Below are 16936 nucleotides of genomic sequence, written 5' to 3'. Positions count from 1 at the left end.
TATGGCTTTCGTAACTTTAGCAATTTTAGATTACGCAGTTTATTAAACTGGCATTTTACTATTAATACTCCATAAAAATAGCCGAAGAGCCAGATAATTTTCGTCCCATTAAAGGTAACTGGGAAATTTTAGAACAAAATGCATTATTGCATTCACCCACAGAAACTCGCTTTCCTAAAGGTTTAAATTCTGAAGATAAAAAAAATATTGCTCAGAGATATTTTCGGAATAAAGACACTGCTACGGTTCACTTTGTTGCACTAACGATTAAAAATTAGCATGGCTAACAATCTCTCCCGTTCTCAAAATTTTGGTGGTTCAAATCAAGAACGTGGCCCCAGACCATACGACTTTGTTTACTTTCCTGACGAACCACCAACTGAAAATCATCCTCCTGGGCATGATAAATACTTGTCTGACCATTTACACGGCACTTTATTTCTTACTTTAAAAGTCTATACAGCACTACATATATCAACTGGTGTAGTTGTTATGGGAAGCGATATTAATAGAAAAGATATTCCTCTAATTAAAACAATGGTGCAAGGACGAAATAAAAAATTATTAATTCAAGGTAGTTCTTTGAAAGGTTGTATTCGGTCAATTTATGAAGCAATTACTAATAGTCGTATGGGAGTTCAACCAAAAAATACTGACCAGTATCCATATCCACCAGAACGTCTCCCTAGTGATAATATCAACCAACTTTGTCCAGCAAGTATAGTCTTTGGTACATCTGGTGAAGGATGGGGATGGCAGAGTCTAGTCTCAATTCAGGATGCATACTATCAAGCAACAGGCTATGAAATAGGTTTTATGCCTAATTTACATTCGCCACAACTTGATAACGAAGTGTACTACCTTAATGATGAAACTATTGGTCGTAAGTTTTATTACAACATGAAACATGCGATTGACAAAGGTGAGGGTAATGGCATCCCCGCACAGGTAGCATTAGAAGACGAAATATTTATCACTAAACTAATTTTTAAAAACCTCAAGCCAGAAGAATTAGGTACTTTACTCATTGCATTAGGACAAGATAAGGAATATCCTTTGATTTTAAAAGTTGGTGCTGGTAAACCAATTGGAATGGGAAGTATGATGATAAAAATTGATAAAGCTCAAGTCTTACAAAATCAAGCTGATTTAAAACTTCGTTACACATCTTTCATAACACCCTCTAATCTATATCTAACTGATAAATCACTTACAAATTTTATTGAAGAGAGAATTAAAGAAGCACATGAAAAACTTATTGAAAAACCACAACTCGATAAATTATCAAAAATTTTAAATCCCGTTACCAATCATGTACCTTACGAAAAATACTAATGATAAATAATAACTCTAGTCTTACCTATTCTATCTCAGACAAAAATTTGCAATTAGCTCATAAAATTGCGATATCTTTGGTCAAAGAACAACGACGGATAAAACTAAAAATAGAAGAAAATAAAAAAGGAAAAGAAAACAAAGAAGATAAAGGTATTAGCACAGAATTAAGTAAATTGATTACCTATCTTAATTCCAAAATTGCACAACGAATGCCAGCAAGATTTTTTATGTACTTAACACAACTTCTAGAATATGGGGAAACAATAGGTCATAGTAAAACTACTCCTCTGTACTACGAAAGTATTAATCAAATCTGCAACGAGTATCTAAAAGATTATGAAAATAAACCTTTAATCCTTGCACAAGTATTAGCTTGGTCACAACGCTTAATGACTTATTATCAAACATTTGATATAAGTTCTTTACCTGATAATTCACCAATAACGCAGACAGAACCAATCGCTGTAAAAATGCCTAAAGTATCAGAGGTTATAAAACCTATTGAAAGAGAAGCCTTAAAAACATTAGAACCTCGTCCAAATCCACAACCTTCTCAAGCTGTTCCTCTCAAGAATGTAGAACCAATAGAAACAGAAAATTCAAAATTATTAAACCGCCCTACACCACCGAAATCTCCCAAACCTGTAGAAAATCCGAAACCAGAAGCTTCAAAACCTTCACAACCTCCAAAACCGTGGGAACGTCACCCAAAAAAACCATCTAAATAACTTCTATGAAATCATAGCTATTTTGACTTGTGACCCATCATTGCTTTTCCCCATAAGCAACATAGGCTGAATCCGCAACAATTCCCAGCAAACTTATCGGTGCATTTACAGGAATATAATAGTAATCAACTCGCGCTGCTAAATTATCTATTTCTCTATACCTTCCCTTAACATAAATCACCAAAACAGTATTTTTATCCAACCAATCTAATGCTAAATTAATTTGCTCTTTTACTTTGTCTTCTCGCTTATTTTCGGCATCTTCTTTTGATAATCCAAGAAATTCTTGTCCTTCTAGCAGCTTAGAATTTATTAAATCTAAAACAAAAATATCTCCGACTGGTTTCTTAGGTTTTTTCTTTTGATTCCAATATCTAACTTTATCAAAACCTCTTGTACGCAGGAGCTTACAATCATTGGGTTCTATTGTGTCGTTACTAGGTAAATAATAATCTACAATTGTCGAACCAATTACCCTTTCACGCTGCAAAGAACGCTTGACACTCTCAACTTCAGACTGAACTAAATCTGTAATTTTATTTTCTACTTCTCGGTTAATTAATTGACTAGCTACTTTCTTCGCATCCTCTATATTTTTACCTACAAAAAAAGACAAAAACACACCCAAAAAGGCAAATATTCCTAAGGTAAATTGCATTGCTGCAACAAATTTGTTAAAGCTTTCACCGAGCTGAACATTTGTATTTTTGAGGAATTCTAACTGGCTTTTAAGTAGTTCAATATCATTATTGAGGTTTTTTGCAGGGGTTAATACTGATGAAGGTGTGGGTGTTGGAGTTGGGGTTTGAGCAATTACCAAATCCCACAGGTGGGGTAAATCAATTGAGGGTAGCCAATCCATAGATATTTTGTTGATAGCGATTATTTCTTCATTTAATCATGGGCGATCGCACAATCCACTCCAACTTTAACTAAATCCCGAATGTATTTCCATCCCCGTGAGGGGTAATGATTTGAAAACCTTTCATCCCAGAAATTAACCCTGTTTTGTCACTCTGGGAAAATAAAAATCAAAGCCAAATTTTGAACTGTAGATAGAACGGGCATTTGAGCGTTTATTTTCTAACACAATGGCTGAAATCATGGTTTTTTGGTAAAAGTCTTATGCTGTAAGCATTCCAGATTATTCTCTCCCGAAAGTGATAAAAGAGGGTTAATTGCATTTACCAAAAATTCTTTTCAATAGGATCTGAACCAATCAGAAAATCAAAATTACCTTCACCCCTGCTTCTCTTCAATGTTTCCATGATTTTTTTCGGGTTATCGTGGGGGCCATTGACATAAAATGGTTTCCCGTCACGACCACATTCAATACGTATTCTCCCATCCCATTCTCCGATGTGCGAACGCGATTTTTCAAAGTCTTTGTGTGGTTGAAACCCTAAGCTTTCTGCGTATTCGCAAGCACTAAATATCATCCCTTGAGCAACTTCAAGGGGAACCTCTTGCGGTTTTCCAGGAAATGGCTCGAATAGTGATTCTGTAAATTCTTTAAATTTTATCCTGTCTACTGTACGTGGTGGTATGGTATCTTTAACGCCCAAGCACCATATATCTAAAAGGTAACTACAGAACGTGATTTGATTGTATCGAGCAACTCTTGCAATCACTACCAATCCTAAACCGCGATCGATATCGTCATTGTTTTTTACAGGTAGGATTTTTGTCAGCAGATTTTTGATGTTGTTTTCTGGCGGGATTTTCGGTAACAATTGGATAAGACTCTCGCTTGCTAAACACTGATATACAGGGTCTAGCTCTCCTTTTGTCAATCTATCTAATGTGCTTTGCTGTGCTTGATTTTGAATCGTTGCATTGACGAATGACACTGTAATACCCAGTTTTCGAGCTATTTGTTTGGGTGTTAAATTCAATGCCCGTAAATCCATGATTTCTTGTTGTTGTGTTCCTGTCATAAATTACTACTTTCTACAAACAACGGGAGCAGAAATATTAAACTACAGCAAGATTATATTAATTTAATACCACAATGAACCATTCATAGCATTGTTTATCTCTCTGCCACTGAGATCGAGATTGTCCTTAACTAGGATTTGGCAGACTTCGCCGATTTGGTAGGTGTTTGGTACTTTCGTCCTTTCAATTATGCGCTGCACTACATCTTACTTATAAGGCGCTCAACTTGGACAGATACATCAGGAAAGGCTAGGGGTGAAATAGTACCTGTGGTTAGTGTCATCTCGGTTTTGTATTCCCCATTTTTTAGGTCACGAAATACTTTTAACTGCGGAGTCTTCAGATTGACAACCCAGTATTCAACAATACCAGCCTCAGCATAAATGTCTTTTTTGTCACCTAAATCTTTGCTCAGGGTGGCTTTGGAAAATTCAATAACCCAGAAGATATCTTCTGGGTAAGGATGGTGTTCTAAGTAGACCTCACCTAAAGGTTTGACAATCGCAACATCGGGAGCAGGTTCGGAATCGTTGGGTAAGGTAATGGGTTTGGCATCACGGATTTTTACCCGTTCACCGAGCAGTGTGCGAAGATAATCAGCTGTTTCTGTGTTGTAGTAGGCATGAGGTTCTCGTTCTGGGGGCATAACAATCAGGTCGCCGCGCAATAGTTCAATGGACCAGTCGTCAAAGATACCTGCCTCTATTGCTTGGTGATAACGTTTAATTGTCCATTTATAGGTAGTTACAGTCATTGTCCGTTAGATTTTAAATAAATATTCTTACCAAACTTTACTCATATTCAAAATAAACCCAGGCAATACCGACTCGCCGCTAACAGTCGCAGGATTATCTAAACATTCCTCTGGCAATCCAGGACGATAAATATGGACTTTACGCTGCTTACGGTCAATTAACCAGCCTAACTGTATTCCTGGTTCATTCATATATTCCTCCATTTTTTCCTTCAAAGTTTGGAGGTTGTCGCTTGGAGATTTGAGTTCAACTACAAAATCTGGACAAATGGGAGCAAACTTTCGCTGTTGTTCTGGAGAGAGAGCATTCCACCGTTCTAGTTTAATCCAGGAAGCATCTGGCGATCGTTCTGCACCTGTTGATAGTTTAAATCCAGTACTAGAGCTAAAAGTTATACCCGTACCATCTTGTTCTGACCAAACCCACAACGGCCCAAATATATTACCTTCTCGGTTTCCTGTCTCTGAACCAGTAGGAGGCATAATTACCAATTCTCCAAATTTATTTCGCTCAATGCGTAAATCACGATTCACTTGACAAAACTCAAAAAATTGTTCGTCTGTCATTTGCATTGATGACGGAATTTGCAAAACCAAAGGGGATGAAAACATCGAGATATCCTCCAGGTTCGAATGCCTAGCCAACTGACTATATTCTCACGCAAATAAGAAAAGACGCCAAGATATAACTTTGCGTCTAATGCACGAAATCATTTTCAGATTTACTTGTTAGGCTGAGGAGTTAGACGCAGATAGGGTTTGACTTCCTCGTAACCTTTGGGGAATTTCTGTTTGAGTACTTCTGGATCTTTCAGTGAGGGGACAATTACGACATCCTCTCCATCTTTCCAGTCAGCTGGTGTCGCCACGCTGTAATTATCAGTCAATTGCAAAGAATCAATCACCCGCAAAAGTTCATCAAAGTTGCGTCCCGTACTGGGGGGATAGGTGAAAGTGAGACGGAGTTTCTTGTTAGGATCAATCACAAAAACCGATCGCACTGTCACAGCTGCATTAGCATTGGGGTGGATCATGTCGTAAAGATCGGAAACCTTGCGATCTGCATCCGCCAAAATTGGGTAGTTAAGGGTGGTGCTTTGAGTTTCTTCAATGTCTCCCACCCAGCCTTTGTGAGATTCAACGTTATCAACGCTAAGTGCGATCGCTTTGACATTGCGCTTGTCAAATTCTGGTTTTAGCTTGGCAACTGTGCCGAGTTCTGTTGTACAAACAGGTGTAAAATCAGCAGGGTGAGAGAACAGCACAACCCAGCTGTCACCTGCCCATTGGTAAAAATCGATGTCGCCGTATGTTGAGGCTTGCGTAAAGTTTGGTACTGTGTCACCTAGACGAACCATGTGAGATTCCCTGTAGTTAGAAAGGCATATATATTCTAGTATGCTATCATCCCATAAAACTCCCATTCCCCAATCGGGCTTTAGCGGTTTGAAACAAAATTTTAGGTTGTCAGCACTCTTGGATAAAGGGCAAGAGGCAGGAAGCAGGGTAGCAAAGGGAAAAAGGGCAAACAGTTAAATTCATTTGTTTGCCAGAATTGTCTGGTAGGCTTGGATTGTTTGCTTTGCGATCGCATCCCAGCTAAAATTTTCCAAGGCATATTTTTGGGCGTTTAATCCCCGTCGTTGCCGTTCTGCGGGATTTTGCAAAGCTTCTTGCAGTAACTCTACCAGTGCTTGCACATCTGTTGCACCTACCCAACCCGACTCACTATCACGTATTTGTTGACAAATATGCACTTGGTCAGAAATGACTACGGGTACACCTGCTACCATAGCTTCAGCTACAGCAATCCCAAAATTTTCGTAGTAAGAAGGCAAGACAAATAAATCGGCAGCTTGTAGTAAACTAACTTTAAGTTCACCAGTGACAAAGCCTGTAATTGTAGTGTGCGATCGCAGTGGTGAATTTTGAATCTGGGAAATTATCTTTTGTTCATAATCAGGATCTTGGGGATTAGTACCAGCCAAGACAAAATGAAACTTATAACCAACCCCTAATAGTTTCTCTAGCGCCGGAATCAACAAATTTAAACCCTTTTTTGGGTCAATTCGTGACATAAATAGTACCAAAGGTACATCTTTTGGTATTTCTAATTGACTACATATATTTGTCAGACGAGATTGAGGGGGAATTACACCCAAAGGAATCATCAAATCTGGTGTAGAGACTCCAAATCGTTCTGATATTTTAGCTTCTTGATCGCTGGTAAAATGAATAGCTGCGGCACCAGCTAAATTTTGACGTTCTATAAGTGCCACATAAAGCTGTTTTAATTGCTTTTTCTTCCGTAAATCAGCCGGATCGAGAGTACCCAAAGGACGGAAAATATAAGGTAGCTTCTGCTGACGACACACAATAGCAGCAGCACTAATTATTGGCGAGAATAAAGCATGAATATGTGCGATATCAAACTCGTGAGCATGACGTTTTAGCCAGTTTAATAAATCTAAGGAAAATTTGTAGCGACGAAACGGGGCGCAATGAAAGTAAATTATTTCATAGCCATCTTGCTTAATTGGGCGATTTAAAGGAACATCCAGAGGTATTTGACCATTATCGCCATTACTATCAGTTGTCAGAATTGTAACTTCCACTCCCTCTTTTACCAATGCTGGCGCTAGCCCTAACACCATTTGACTGGGGCCGCCGTAAATCAAAGAAATTGAGGGGACAATTTGTAATATTTTCATTTTTTATTTGCTAATGATCAATGACTAATGACCAATGACCAATGACTAATGACTATTAACTAATTCTTGATAAAACTCTAATTGCTGTTTAGCCAAAGCTTTATTTGTATATTTAATCATCGCTTTTTTATAACCCATTTCACCAAGAGTATGAGCAAAATAGGGTTTATCTATTAATTGAACTAAGCAATTAGCAAGAGCTTGAACATCACCTTCAGGAAACACTAAACCAGCATCGCCAATTACATAAGGAATTTCACCAGAATCAGAACCAATTACAGGCACTTGGCAAGCCATTGCCTCAATTAGCACATGACCAAATTGTTCTTTCCAGCCGACAGAAGTTAAGGTTTTAAATTTGTAAGTTGTTTCTGAAGGTAACACTAAAGTACTCATTAAGTTTATATAATTTGCCACCTCGTCATGAGGAACACTTTCTACTAAAATTAACCGTTCTTGAATATTGTTTTCTGTGGCTATTTTGATTAATTCACCTTGCAACTCTCCCCTACCTAATAAGAGTAATTTCCAAGGTTTATTTTTCAAGGTGATTAAGGCTCGTAAAAGTGTCAACAAACCCTTTTCTTGTACAAATCTTCCAACAAAACCTACCACAAAATCTTCTTTTTCAATGCCAAATTTAGCTGCCAACTTTGGTTGGTTTTTGGGAGTAAATAGACTTTCATCTACACCCAGTTGTGGCATAACTTTAATTGCTCCTTGATATCCCCGTTCTCGCAAAACTTCTGCGCCATCCTGATTGCCAGAAATAATACCGTGGCTGTGATTGAGGTTATATTTTTCTAATAAAGCAATTGGTGGTTTGAGATTATATGGAAGATTCCACCAGGTAAAAAACAAATTTTTTGCCTTGAGTCCTAATAGCTGATTTAAGGCAATCATTTGAGTATAGGCTAAGGCTCTAGACCCTTGCTCTACCTGAATTATTTGGGGACGAAATTGTTTTAATAAAGATATCAAATCAGCACCAAAGGTCAGAAGTCCTTGGTGATTTTGACTAAAGTTAGAAACTGGAACTATTTTAAATGTGCCTTCATCACGGTATTCAGTTTCAATAATTCTGTTTTGGACACCACCTGGTTTCCAGCGCTTTGGAACTACAACTGTCACTTCAATATCGGGTTCTAATTGAGATAAAGTGCGTAATTTTTCACAGTTGAGGTCTACGATATAAGTGTGACTAGCAACTAAAATTTTCATTTATCCTTTGTTATTCACTAATGACCAATGCCTAAACTTGTTCATCCAACCGACTGTAAACTTGACCATCGTTCCATATTGATTGGATGACAGTACCCAAGGCTTTGAAAAAACCCAAAGCGTAGAAAATAGCGCGAGTGGCAATTTTGATGGGTGAACCGCTTTTATGGCAAGGTGGGCGTCCTAGAACGTGACAGTCAAATAAACGGGCATATAGGCGTAAAGCTTGAGTAACAGTGAGGTTTTTCAACCCTAGTAGGAAATGGTTATGGTAGAAGGTGAGTTGATATTTGAGCGATCGCATACTAATATCATGACAACCCCCAGTTTCTTCGCCTAAATGTACCAAATGGGCTTCTGGGTCGTACCAAATCTTATACCCTGTTTGTCGCACCCGCAAACAAAAATCTGACTCTTCGCGTACTGCACTACCACGAAACCTTTCATCAAACCTCAGCCCGTACTTAGTAAAGATTTCGCGGCGAAACGACATATTGCAACCCCTTGTTGTCAACACTTGCTGGGGTTTGGTGGTATGTACTAAATCAATATGATACCAAGCAATTCCTGGGTCCATAGCTTCGGGAGGTAGATATTCAATCTCTAAATCTCCTCCAGAATCACCTAATTTCATTCTGTCAAATACCCGTCCAGCAACAGCCCCCACTTCTGGATTTTGCAAATAATTTTTTGCATGGGCTGCTAACAATCCAGGGGTTAGCTGAACGTCATCATCAATAAATAATATTATTTCACCAGATGAGCGGCGAACAGCATAATTCCGCGCCCCTGGCAAACTCGCCCAATCTAAGCGCAACCATTTTATTTTAGCTGCATCCGCCATCTCTTCTAGGTAGGTTTGAATTTCTAGTTGATGCTTTGGAGTTTGGTCTACAACTAAAACTTCAAAATTGGGATAATCCTGTTTTAATACATCCACAATGCTATCTCGTAGTGCTTCCTCCCGACCGTAAGTCGGAATGACTACAGTAATTAATGGCCAATTATTCATGAGTTTTTTTAAGTAATTTTACTACTTCTATAATAGCCTTGTAAAAATTGATTTTCTAGTTTTGTAGTGGCATGGCAAGCAAAAAAATTGTGCATTAGAGGATGTTTGAAAAGTATTAGGCGAATAGAATGCGCTACTACACAAAACTTAGTCCACGGAGGTGGACTAAGAGAAAATCAAGAGTTTTTAACCCACGGAGGTGGGTTTGGTTTGTATAGCCGCGAATTCTATTCGCCCGGTGAGTAATGTCTTTCATTTCAGCACTGGAAACTCAGGACGGGCTAAACCTTAGCTATCCGCTAACAGCACTTTTCATACTGCTGCGGCATAGAGATTATCAAATAACTCATTTTGTTTTTCAGAGTTATGCATATTTTGTACTTGGGCTAATGCTCCTGCACTTAAAAATTCATAATGTTCTTGTTTATCAGTTCTATCAAGAAATTCGATGATTTGTTGCAATGCTTGCTCTGCTAAATAGTCATAAGTACTATTGACAATTTCCCAATATTCATCAGTTTGCTAGCCTTAAAGCGACAATTCCACCTTTTCTAGCAATGTGCTGTCCGACAAAAATAAGCTGTAAATTTTGGTCTGGCTGATAAGCTTTCGGTTGCTCAACTCTGGCAGTATAGTTTGGATGAATTACATCCAATTTATTAATTAATTTTTCTTCTATTTTCCAGCCTTTTATCCGGTTAATAAATCTCAATTTTGCATAATCTGACATGGCTATAAGTTTTTGACAGTTATCTAGCGCTAAACGATTGTTTAATAATTCATAAATTACTGCCTCTTGTTTATTTTGAGGGTTCCTATATAAAAAACGATGATCTTCAAATGTGAGAAACCAAGGTTTATTTGTATATAAAATTCTGTTGAAAGAATGAATAGCGTGGTATTTTCCCCATAAAGGTTGCCAAGGCAGAAAGCTTGCTAAAGGATACCAAAGTCTTTCTATCGGATATCTACCTGTAGGAAAAGATTTGAGTTGGAGTAGTGTATGCCTAGAATTACGCGGTAAGTTAGGAGTTCTGATGTGGTTCTGACCGCATACGATAATTTTTGCCATTTTTATTTCATTTAAATTGTTTTGAGACGTTTTTTCTTGTTTTTTTGCTGAGGGTTGGCATCTTCTTTATCTTGTTTCTCCAGTTCTGGCAATTTAAAAAGAACTCCCGCAAAAAACCAATAATAGACAGCAACCGGATCAACATCCAGAGGATAGTAATAGGTGTTGTAGCTAATAAACAATATAAACACCCACAAAGCTGCTCCGTAACTGCGGAAATTACGGTTCTTTATGGAGCGATAGGTTTTAAAGCCAATAATGGTTAAACTTGTTACCAAACCCAGAAAGGCGAGTACTCCAAAAATTCCAACTTCAAAAAGTACTTTGGGGTAATAGGTTTCTACAAGCTTAGTGCTACCCATTACTCGGGCAGAGTTAGTTGCTCGACCTAAGCCACTTCCCAAGGGGCCGTCTACGTTTTTCCAATTCTCTTCAAATTGCTGGACGATAAAATCTTGAGGTGGTGAAGCTTCCCATCGACCTGTGAAACTCTCGGTTCTCTGTTGCACGACTTCAGGGTTAGTCACCATTGCTATTCCCAGAACTAGAACTAGTCCTATGCCTATGGGGATAAATCGTTTCAGGTTGCCAAGTTGTCCGGTGAGCAGTAGCAAAATCCCGAAGCAGATTGGTACTAAAGCTAAGGAAATTCTCTGTCCAGAGATTACAGCATTAATAAATACTGTCACTAAAGAACCTAAACCAATCAACCGCCATATTGGGGAGGGATCGGTGAAGCCAGTGGCAAAGGTAAAAAAGGTGCTGGAAATTAAGAACCATGCCCATTGCCAAGGGGCTACAAATGTCCCTGGTAAGCGAATAACCCCTTCTTCGGGACTATATAAGAGCGCTCCACCAAAATAACACCGGGCTTCTAGTGATGTGACAAATAGGGCATTTCCTTCAAGACCTCTAGTGCCTTTACATACACCAGTTAGTAGTAAAAAGTATTGAATAAATCCCAGCACACAGCAAATCAGTATGAGAGAAATCTGGAGGCGTGATAAAAATAGAAAATCCCGCTTATCTCGAATTAGATAGTAGGCACAACCAATCAGGGGGACATAGCCTAAAAATACTTTCAGTCCCAGAATGCCCATGCCTAAAGGTATTTCTTGGGGTGCTTTTTCCAATAGTCCCACGCTAGGCGGGTTAAACTGCTGTCCACCATTGATAAATAATAGTGTTAGCAGACTGCAAGCAAAGACTATATAAAGTGGGATTTTAATCCCTTGGGGAATAATTATGGGTAGTCCCTGCTTGCGACAAGTCTGCCAAAGTCCAATTAGCGCTGGAACATAAAAGGCATCTTTAGCTAATTGCAGTATGGGACTATTGCCCAAGTAGTAGGTGATAGTACCCCCAATAGGTACGTAAATGATGAAGGCATATAGGGCTTGGCGCGGGTATTTGTAGGAAAGGGATATGATGAATATCCCTAAGACGCCAGGGATTGCTGCTTTAATTCCACCTACAAAAAAAAGTAGAATGCCAAAGAACACGCTGGCAAAGGTGACGCTGGTGACTAAGCTAATGAATTCTTTACGTGCTTGGGCTGCTTTGCGCTTTTGGGCTAACTGTTCTTTAAGGCTAAGAGTAGGAGCTTCTTTTACAGCCTGTTTTTTGGATTTTTGATTTTTTGACTTAGATTTTGGCATAGTGGCGCTGTAGCCTATCAGCCTTAAAAAACAATCTATAGCTTACATATAAATTGATTGAAATGGCTATAGTATGTACAAGCCAAATTCATCCTTAATGGATTGAGTTAGAGATTTTCGATCAAAAATATTAAAGTTTAACTTCATTGAACCGTAAAAAAGATTTTCTCCTGTTTCTACAATGTAAACTGCTCCCGGAAATGGTAATGGTTCAATAGGTTTATCTTTGCTTTCTAATACGCCTTTAATTTTACCGTGGTCTATATAATATTTATAGTATCCATAGCCCCGATTATATTCTGCATTTTCTGGTAAGAAATTTAAGTCATATCGGATAATATTGGATGTACCGCACATGGAATAAAAATCTTTTCTTTTAATATATATATATTTACTACCTTCTTTATATTTATAACCCTTATCGATAAACCATCCATTAGAGTTAGGATGTTGCTTAATAAATGCGGCTAAGTTTTTGCTGATGCAATCATCTGCATCAACTGCCATAGTGTGAGTTGGAGAAAATTGATGAGCATACATTAATCCCTTCAAGATTTTTCGCCCTTTATCTGTGTCTCCTCTAGCTATAGGGTTTGTCTCGTTGGGAGAAGGAAAATCAACTGTAATGTAAGTAATCTGGGGATGATTAAATTCTATTTTTGGCTGTTCATGGCAAACTACAATAGCGTGAAAATCAGGAGAGGTTTGATTACAAATTGATTTGAGGCATCTTTCAAAAGATTGGGTGACACGCTCCCAAGAATTGGAAACTTGCGGACTTTTAAGTGGGATAACAAAAACAAGCATTTTATTACCTTGTATAATCAATGAACAGAGACAGACCTCTTTTGTTGTTATAAAACAATACGCTTGGGTTAAGGGCTACTGGCAACAACTTTCGGTTTTCGAGACGCGATAAATCGCCGTCTCTACAAGTGTTTTGTTGCTCATTATGAACTGTATTGTGTTATAAAAGAGGTTTAAGATATACATAAAAGTGCAAATATACAGCAGAATTCAGGAGCCAGAATGGGCTATGCCCCAGAAGTAAAACAGTCGTAATCTCTGGCTTTGAGACTTAGCTTGTGTACTCCACTCAACTTGAAATCTGCTGTAAATAGTAAATTTTCCACAGATGACCAAGGCTGGTTAATTTGCAGAAACTATGATGACGAAAAATTTGCATTTGTGAGAGGTGAGTTAGCAACTACTCCCTTCTCCCAAAGAATACCTAATTTAATAAACTGTGAAGACGCGCAAGAGACGCATCTGCTAGAGAAGAGAATGACATCAAGAAAAAGGAAAAAATAGATAGGTAATCTGATTGCGGGAAGGGAGTAGGAAATGCCTATATGTGTTGCTGGACTTGCGAAACTAATTCATTTGTCCAGTGGTTTGCAAGATCGGCATTGGCAGCTTCTACCATAACCCTGATTACTGGTTCTGTGCCAGAGGCGCGAACCAAAATTCTGCCGGAATCTCCCATTGCAGCTTCAGCAAGTGCGATCGCTTGTTGGAGAGGTTGGCAATCTTGCCATCCTAAACGGCGATCGCGATCGACAACTCGCACGTTCCGCAACAATTGTGGATAGGTCTGGAAGCTTTGATCTACTAATTCGCTTAAGGGAACACCCGCATCTCTCACCAAAGATGCTATGTGTAATGCTGTTAATAAGCCATCTCCAGTTACGGCATAGTGACGGCAAAGAATATGACCTGATTGTTCACCGCCTAGCATTCCCCCAGTGCGCTGCATTTCGGCTTGCACGTATTGGTCGCCAACTGCGGTACGAATTAAGTTACCACCAATTTGCTGCCAAGCTTTTTCAAAGCCTAAGTTGGCCATGACTGTAGATACAATCAGATTGTCTGGCAATTGCTGGTTTTCTTGCAAGTGCCGTCCCCACAGGTAGAGAATGTAATCGCCGTTAACTTGCCTGCCTGTATTGTCTACTGCTAAGACGCGATCGGCGTCGCCATCGAAGGCAAAGCCGATGTCGGCGTTGTGTTCTTGTACTGTTGCTGCCAGAATATCTAGGTGTGTGGAACCACAGTTAACATTAATGCGATCGCCATCTGCTTCGTTATGCAGGCAGATTACCTCTGCCCCCATTTCTGTAAAGACTGATGGTGCTAACCCGACTGCTGCTCCCCATGCCAAGTCTAAAACAATCTTCATTCCCTGAAGATTTAGGGCACCGTTTAAAGGGTTTTTCAACGCCTCGCTATAATGTCTCACTAACTCAAAACGTGAGTAATGCCGCCCACAATTACTGACTCTAGTAATAGGTGATATCTTGCCACGCAGTCCCGCTTCTATTTCTGCCTGCAATGTTTGCGGTAACTTCCCACCATCAGCACCAAAAATCTTAATCCCATTATCTTCTGGGGGGTTGTGGCTGGCAGAAATCATCACTCCGCCGATAGCATCAGTGACGCTGGTAAGATAGGCAATGCAAGGAGTGGGACATAACCCCAAATACCAAACTTCTAACCCTGCTGCTGTTAATCCTGCACTCAAAGCCATTGCCAGCATATCGCTGGAGTTTCTAGAGTCCTGTCCGAGGATGACTGGCCCTACTTGAGTCGCATGGTTACGTAAAACAATCCCCGTCCAAAAACCAACTTGCAATGCTAGGGGCGCACTCAATAATTCTCCCACTCGTCCGCGAATCCCATCTGTGCCAAATAAAGGATTTGCTGGTAGTGGGATTAAATTCTGTCCAAAACTACTCTCAATCCCTTTGACCAATCCCTCAGCTTCAGAAGCAGAACCCCCAGGAATGCCTGGTGTCCAAGTTATAGATGAAACCATATTTTTAAACACTCCACACAATCACACTGAAAAATAGCACTTAAGACTTTATTCAGCAATTTTGACATGCTTTTTCTCTTTAGAAATTCATTCTAGATCAAGGCTTATTTACGTAAGAATACTGAATTCATGCCTCTAGAATTGTAAATATTTCATAAAGTAAGTATTGATTTTTACGTTATCAATAAATTTTCCACATTGTAGCTAATTATTTCTTTTATGCCCTCAACTTTTGGATTGATTTTTATCTGTATTAGTTCAGACTTTGCAATGACATAGAAATCCTATAGGAGTGCGATTTGATTTCTGAAAAAATCTAAGTATCTGTAGGGTGTGTTGTGGCGTAGCCTAACGCACCTAAATCGTTAAAACAAGTCGCAAGTCGCAAGTCGCAAGTCGCAAGTAAGTTTTGTGTTAGCGAAGCGGTAGCGAGTCTGCGAGCGTCCGGGGATTTAGACCCCGACCCAAAACTTGCCGGTTATTGAACCGGGGGACTTAAACCCACGGAGTTTGTTAACTGGTGCGTTACGCCAAAGGCTAACGCACCCTACGTATATTTCAGAAATCAAATATGAGTCCTATATTTGATTTTTGAACTTATGTGCCTAGATAGGGAGTCATATCGTAGCCACCGAAATGTAAAGTTATATTATCTTAGCCTCACTAATGTATTAAAAGCTACATAATTATTGGAGCTTAAAAAATTTTAATATAAATTCTCATCAAATAGTTTTAAGGTAACGTTTTAATGGCTTTTTTAGCCGTTAGTGAATCGAAACTCCGGCAGTTAACTTTTTAAAGTTGATAAATTTAGTATGAGCAGCAATTTAGCAGCCAAATTACGTGTAGGCACTAAGAAAGCCCACACAATGGCAGAGAATGTAGGTTTTGTCAAGTGCTTTTTAAAAGGAGTAGTGGAAAAAAACTCTTACCGGAAACTAGTTGCTAACTTCTACTTCGTCTACTCAGCGATGGAAGAGGAAATAGAAAAGCACCGCCAGCACCCAATTGTTTCTAAAATTAACTTTCCTCAGCTAAACCGCAAGCATAGCCTAGAACAAGACTTGAGTTATTACTTTGGTGCCAACTGGAGAGAGCAAATCAAACTATCTCCCGCAGGTGAAGCTTATGTCAACCGCATCCGAGAAATATCTCAAACCGAACCAGAACTGTTAATCGCCCATTCATATACTCGTTACTTGGGTGACTTATCCGGGGGACAAATTCTCAAAAATATTGCTGTAACAGCAATGAATTTGTCAGATGGGCAAGGAACAGCTTTTTATGAGTTTCCAGAAATTACTGATGAGAAGGCATTCAAAGCCAAATATCGGCAAATTTTGGATGAATTACCCCTTGATGATGCTACAAGTGATCGCATCGTTGATGAAGCTAACGCTGCTTTTGGCACGAACATGAAGATGTTCCAGGAATTGGAAGGCAATTTAATTAAGGCGATCGGTGTAATGCTGTTCAACAGCCTCACACGGCGTCGTACACGCGGTAGTACTGAACTCGTCACTGCTGAGTAATGAGTGCTGTGGTGTTTCTGGGGAAAGAGCGATACCTACGGTAAGCCGCTTCTCGCGTCTACGCTAAAAAACGCTCAAAATATTTAGGGGCAATAGCCTTGTGACTGCTTTTGATTCGTGAAAGCAAGCATGGGGAAATTGCCCCTCAATTATGTTT

General features: G+C 39.2%; 16 protein-coding genes. 3 read left to right on the top strand and 13 right to left on the bottom strand.

Going from position 1 to position 16936, the window contains the following annotated elements:
* Positions 1-279 precede the first annotated feature (279 nt).
* Both V7K76_RS21165 and V7K76_RS21160 read left to right on the top strand, forming a co-directional pair.
* Positions 280-1335 (top strand): RAMP superfamily CRISPR-associated protein, encoded by a 1056-nt coding sequence (locus V7K76_RS21165; protein ID WP_334779003.1) that lies wholly within the window; start codon positions 280-282, stop codon positions 1333-1335.
* Complete coding sequence (locus V7K76_RS21160; RefSeq protein ID WP_334779002.1) at positions 1335-2066, top strand: hypothetical protein; 732 nt, start codon at positions 1335-1337, stop codon at positions 2064-2066. The genes V7K76_RS21165 and V7K76_RS21160 overlap by 1 nt, the downstream gene beginning before the upstream one ends.
* A 37-nt stretch (positions 2067-2103) precedes the next feature.
* Here the strand turns inward: V7K76_RS21160 and V7K76_RS21155 are convergent, their stop codons facing one another.
* The 13 genes from V7K76_RS21155 to glmM form a co-directional block, all read right to left on the bottom strand.
* A complete protein-coding gene (locus tag V7K76_RS21155; RefSeq protein WP_334779001.1) occupies positions 2104-2886 on the bottom strand; it encodes a hypothetical protein in 783 nt (260 codons plus the stop codon).
* Between the two features lie 364 nt (positions 2887-3250).
* Entirely contained in the window at positions 3251-4003 is a 753-nt protein-coding gene (locus V7K76_RS21150) for a helix-turn-helix transcriptional regulator (protein ID WP_334779000.1), read from the bottom strand.
* A gap of 200 nt (positions 4004-4203) precedes the next feature.
* Positions 4204-4758: a Uma2 family endonuclease gene (locus tag V7K76_RS21145; RefSeq protein ID WP_334778998.1), complete on the bottom strand. Its 555-nt coding sequence runs from the start codon at positions 4756-4758 to the stop codon at positions 4204-4206.
* A gap of 27 nt (positions 4759-4785) precedes the next feature.
* Complete coding sequence (locus V7K76_RS21140; RefSeq protein ID WP_334778997.1) at positions 4786-5370, bottom strand: Uma2 family endonuclease; 585 nt, start codon at positions 5368-5370, stop codon at positions 4786-4788.
* Between the two features lie 110 nt (positions 5371-5480).
* Positions 5481-6182 (bottom strand): peroxiredoxin, encoded by a 702-nt coding sequence (locus tag V7K76_RS21135; protein ID WP_292843431.1) that lies wholly within the window; start codon positions 6180-6182, stop codon positions 5481-5483.
* Positions 6183-6296: 114 nt separating this feature from the next.
* Positions 6297-7469 (bottom strand): hormogonium polysaccharide biosynthesis glycosyltransferase HpsP, encoded by a 1173-nt coding sequence (gene hpsP / locus V7K76_RS21130; protein ID WP_334778996.1) that lies wholly within the window; start codon positions 7467-7469, stop codon positions 6297-6299.
* Between the two features lie 45 nt (positions 7470-7514).
* Complete coding sequence (gene hpsO, locus V7K76_RS21125) at positions 7515-8690, bottom strand: hormogonium polysaccharide biosynthesis glycosyltransferase HpsO (RefSeq protein WP_334778995.1); 1176 nt, start codon at positions 8688-8690, stop codon at positions 7515-7517.
* A gap of 31 nt (positions 8691-8721) precedes the next feature.
* Entirely contained in the window at positions 8722-9702 is a 981-nt protein-coding gene (gene hpsN / locus V7K76_RS21120; protein ID WP_334778993.1) for a hormogonium polysaccharide biosynthesis glycosyltransferase HpsN, read from the bottom strand.
* 312 nt (positions 9703-10014) lie between these two features.
* Entirely contained in the window at positions 10015-10164 is a 150-nt protein-coding gene (locus V7K76_RS21115) for a hypothetical protein (RefSeq protein WP_334778992.1), read from the bottom strand.
* A 52-nt stretch (positions 10165-10216) separates the two neighbouring features.
* A complete protein-coding gene (locus tag V7K76_RS21110; protein ID WP_334778991.1) occupies positions 10217-10774 on the bottom strand; it encodes a hypothetical protein in 558 nt (185 codons plus the stop codon).
* 11 nt (positions 10775-10785) lie between these two features.
* Positions 10786-12432, bottom strand: coding sequence for a hormogonium polysaccharide biosynthesis protein HpsL (gene hpsL, locus V7K76_RS21105; protein WP_334778990.1), 1647 nt, complete (start codon positions 12430-12432; stop codon positions 10786-10788).
* Positions 12433-12498: 66 nt separating this feature from the next.
* Complete coding sequence (locus tag V7K76_RS21100) at positions 12499-13239, bottom strand: glycosyltransferase family 2 protein (protein ID WP_334778989.1); 741 nt, start codon at positions 13237-13239, stop codon at positions 12499-12501.
* A 541-nt stretch (positions 13240-13780) separates the two neighbouring features.
* Positions 13781-15247 (bottom strand): phosphoglucosamine mutase, encoded by a 1467-nt coding sequence (gene glmM, locus V7K76_RS21095; RefSeq protein WP_334778988.1) that lies wholly within the window; start codon positions 15245-15247, stop codon positions 13781-13783.
* Positions 15248-16062: 815 nt separating this feature from the next.
* Between glmM and V7K76_RS21090 the strand changes: the two genes are divergently transcribed.
* Entirely contained in the window at positions 16063-16779 is a 717-nt protein-coding gene (locus V7K76_RS21090) for a biliverdin-producing heme oxygenase (protein ID WP_334778987.1), read from the top strand.
* The last annotated feature ends 157 nt before the right edge of the window (positions 16780-16936 follow it).

It is taken from the genome of Nostoc sp. (genome assembly GCF_036917975.1).
In the GTDB taxonomy this organism is placed as follows: Bacteria; Cyanobacteriota; Cyanobacteriia; order Cyanobacteriales; family Nostocaceae; genus Nostoc.
The sequence above is the reverse complement of the archived record's forward strand: the minus strand, read 5'-3'. Positions and strand labels throughout refer to the sequence as shown.

Excerpts from the sequence above, each read along its gene's own strand:
- V7K76_RS21090 (WP_334778987.1), top strand. The coding sequence starts at position 16,063 with ATGAGCAGCAATTTAGCAGCCAAATTACGTGTAGGCACTAAGAAAGCC.
- hpsP (WP_334778996.1), bottom strand. The coding sequence starts at position 7,469 with ATGAAAATATTACAAATTGTCCCCTCAATTTCTTTGATTTACGGCGGC.
- V7K76_RS21150 (WP_334779000.1), bottom strand. The coding sequence starts at position 4,003 with ATGACAGGAACACAACAACAAGAAATCATGGATTTACGGGCATTGAAT.
- V7K76_RS21140 (WP_334778997.1), bottom strand. The coding sequence starts at position 5,370 with ATGTTTTCATCCCCTTTGGTTTTGCAAATTCCGTCATCAATGCAAATG.
- V7K76_RS21135 (WP_292843431.1), bottom strand. The coding sequence starts at position 6,182 with ATGGGAGTTTTATGGGATGATAGCATACTAGAATATATATGCCTTTCT.
- hpsO (WP_334778995.1), bottom strand. The coding sequence starts at position 8,690 with ATGAAAATTTTAGTTGCTAGTCACACTTATATCGTAGACCTCAACTGT.
- hpsL (WP_334778990.1), bottom strand. The coding sequence starts at position 12,432 with ATGCCAAAATCTAAGTCAAAAAATCAAAAATCCAAAAAACAGGCTGTA.
- V7K76_RS21160 (WP_334779002.1), top strand. The coding sequence starts at position 1,335 with ATGATAAATAATAACTCTAGTCTTACCTATTCTATCTCAGACAAAAAT.
- V7K76_RS21165 (WP_334779003.1), top strand. The coding sequence starts at position 280 with ATGGCTAACAATCTCTCCCGTTCTCAAAATTTTGGTGGTTCAAATCAA.
- V7K76_RS21100 (WP_334778989.1), bottom strand. The coding sequence starts at position 13,239 with ATGCTTGTTTTTGTTATCCCACTTAAAAGTCCGCAAGTTTCCAATTCT.
- glmM (WP_334778988.1), bottom strand. The coding sequence starts at position 15,247 with ATGGTTTCATCTATAACTTGGACACCAGGCATTCCTGGGGGTTCTGCT.
- V7K76_RS21145 (WP_334778998.1), bottom strand. The coding sequence starts at position 4,758 with ATGACTGTAACTACCTATAAATGGACAATTAAACGTTATCACCAAGCA.
- V7K76_RS21110 (WP_334778991.1), bottom strand. The coding sequence starts at position 10,774 with ATGGCAAAAATTATCGTATGCGGTCAGAACCACATCAGAACTCCTAAC.
- hpsN (WP_334778993.1), bottom strand. The coding sequence starts at position 9,702 with ATGAATAATTGGCCATTAATTACTGTAGTCATTCCGACTTACGGTCGG.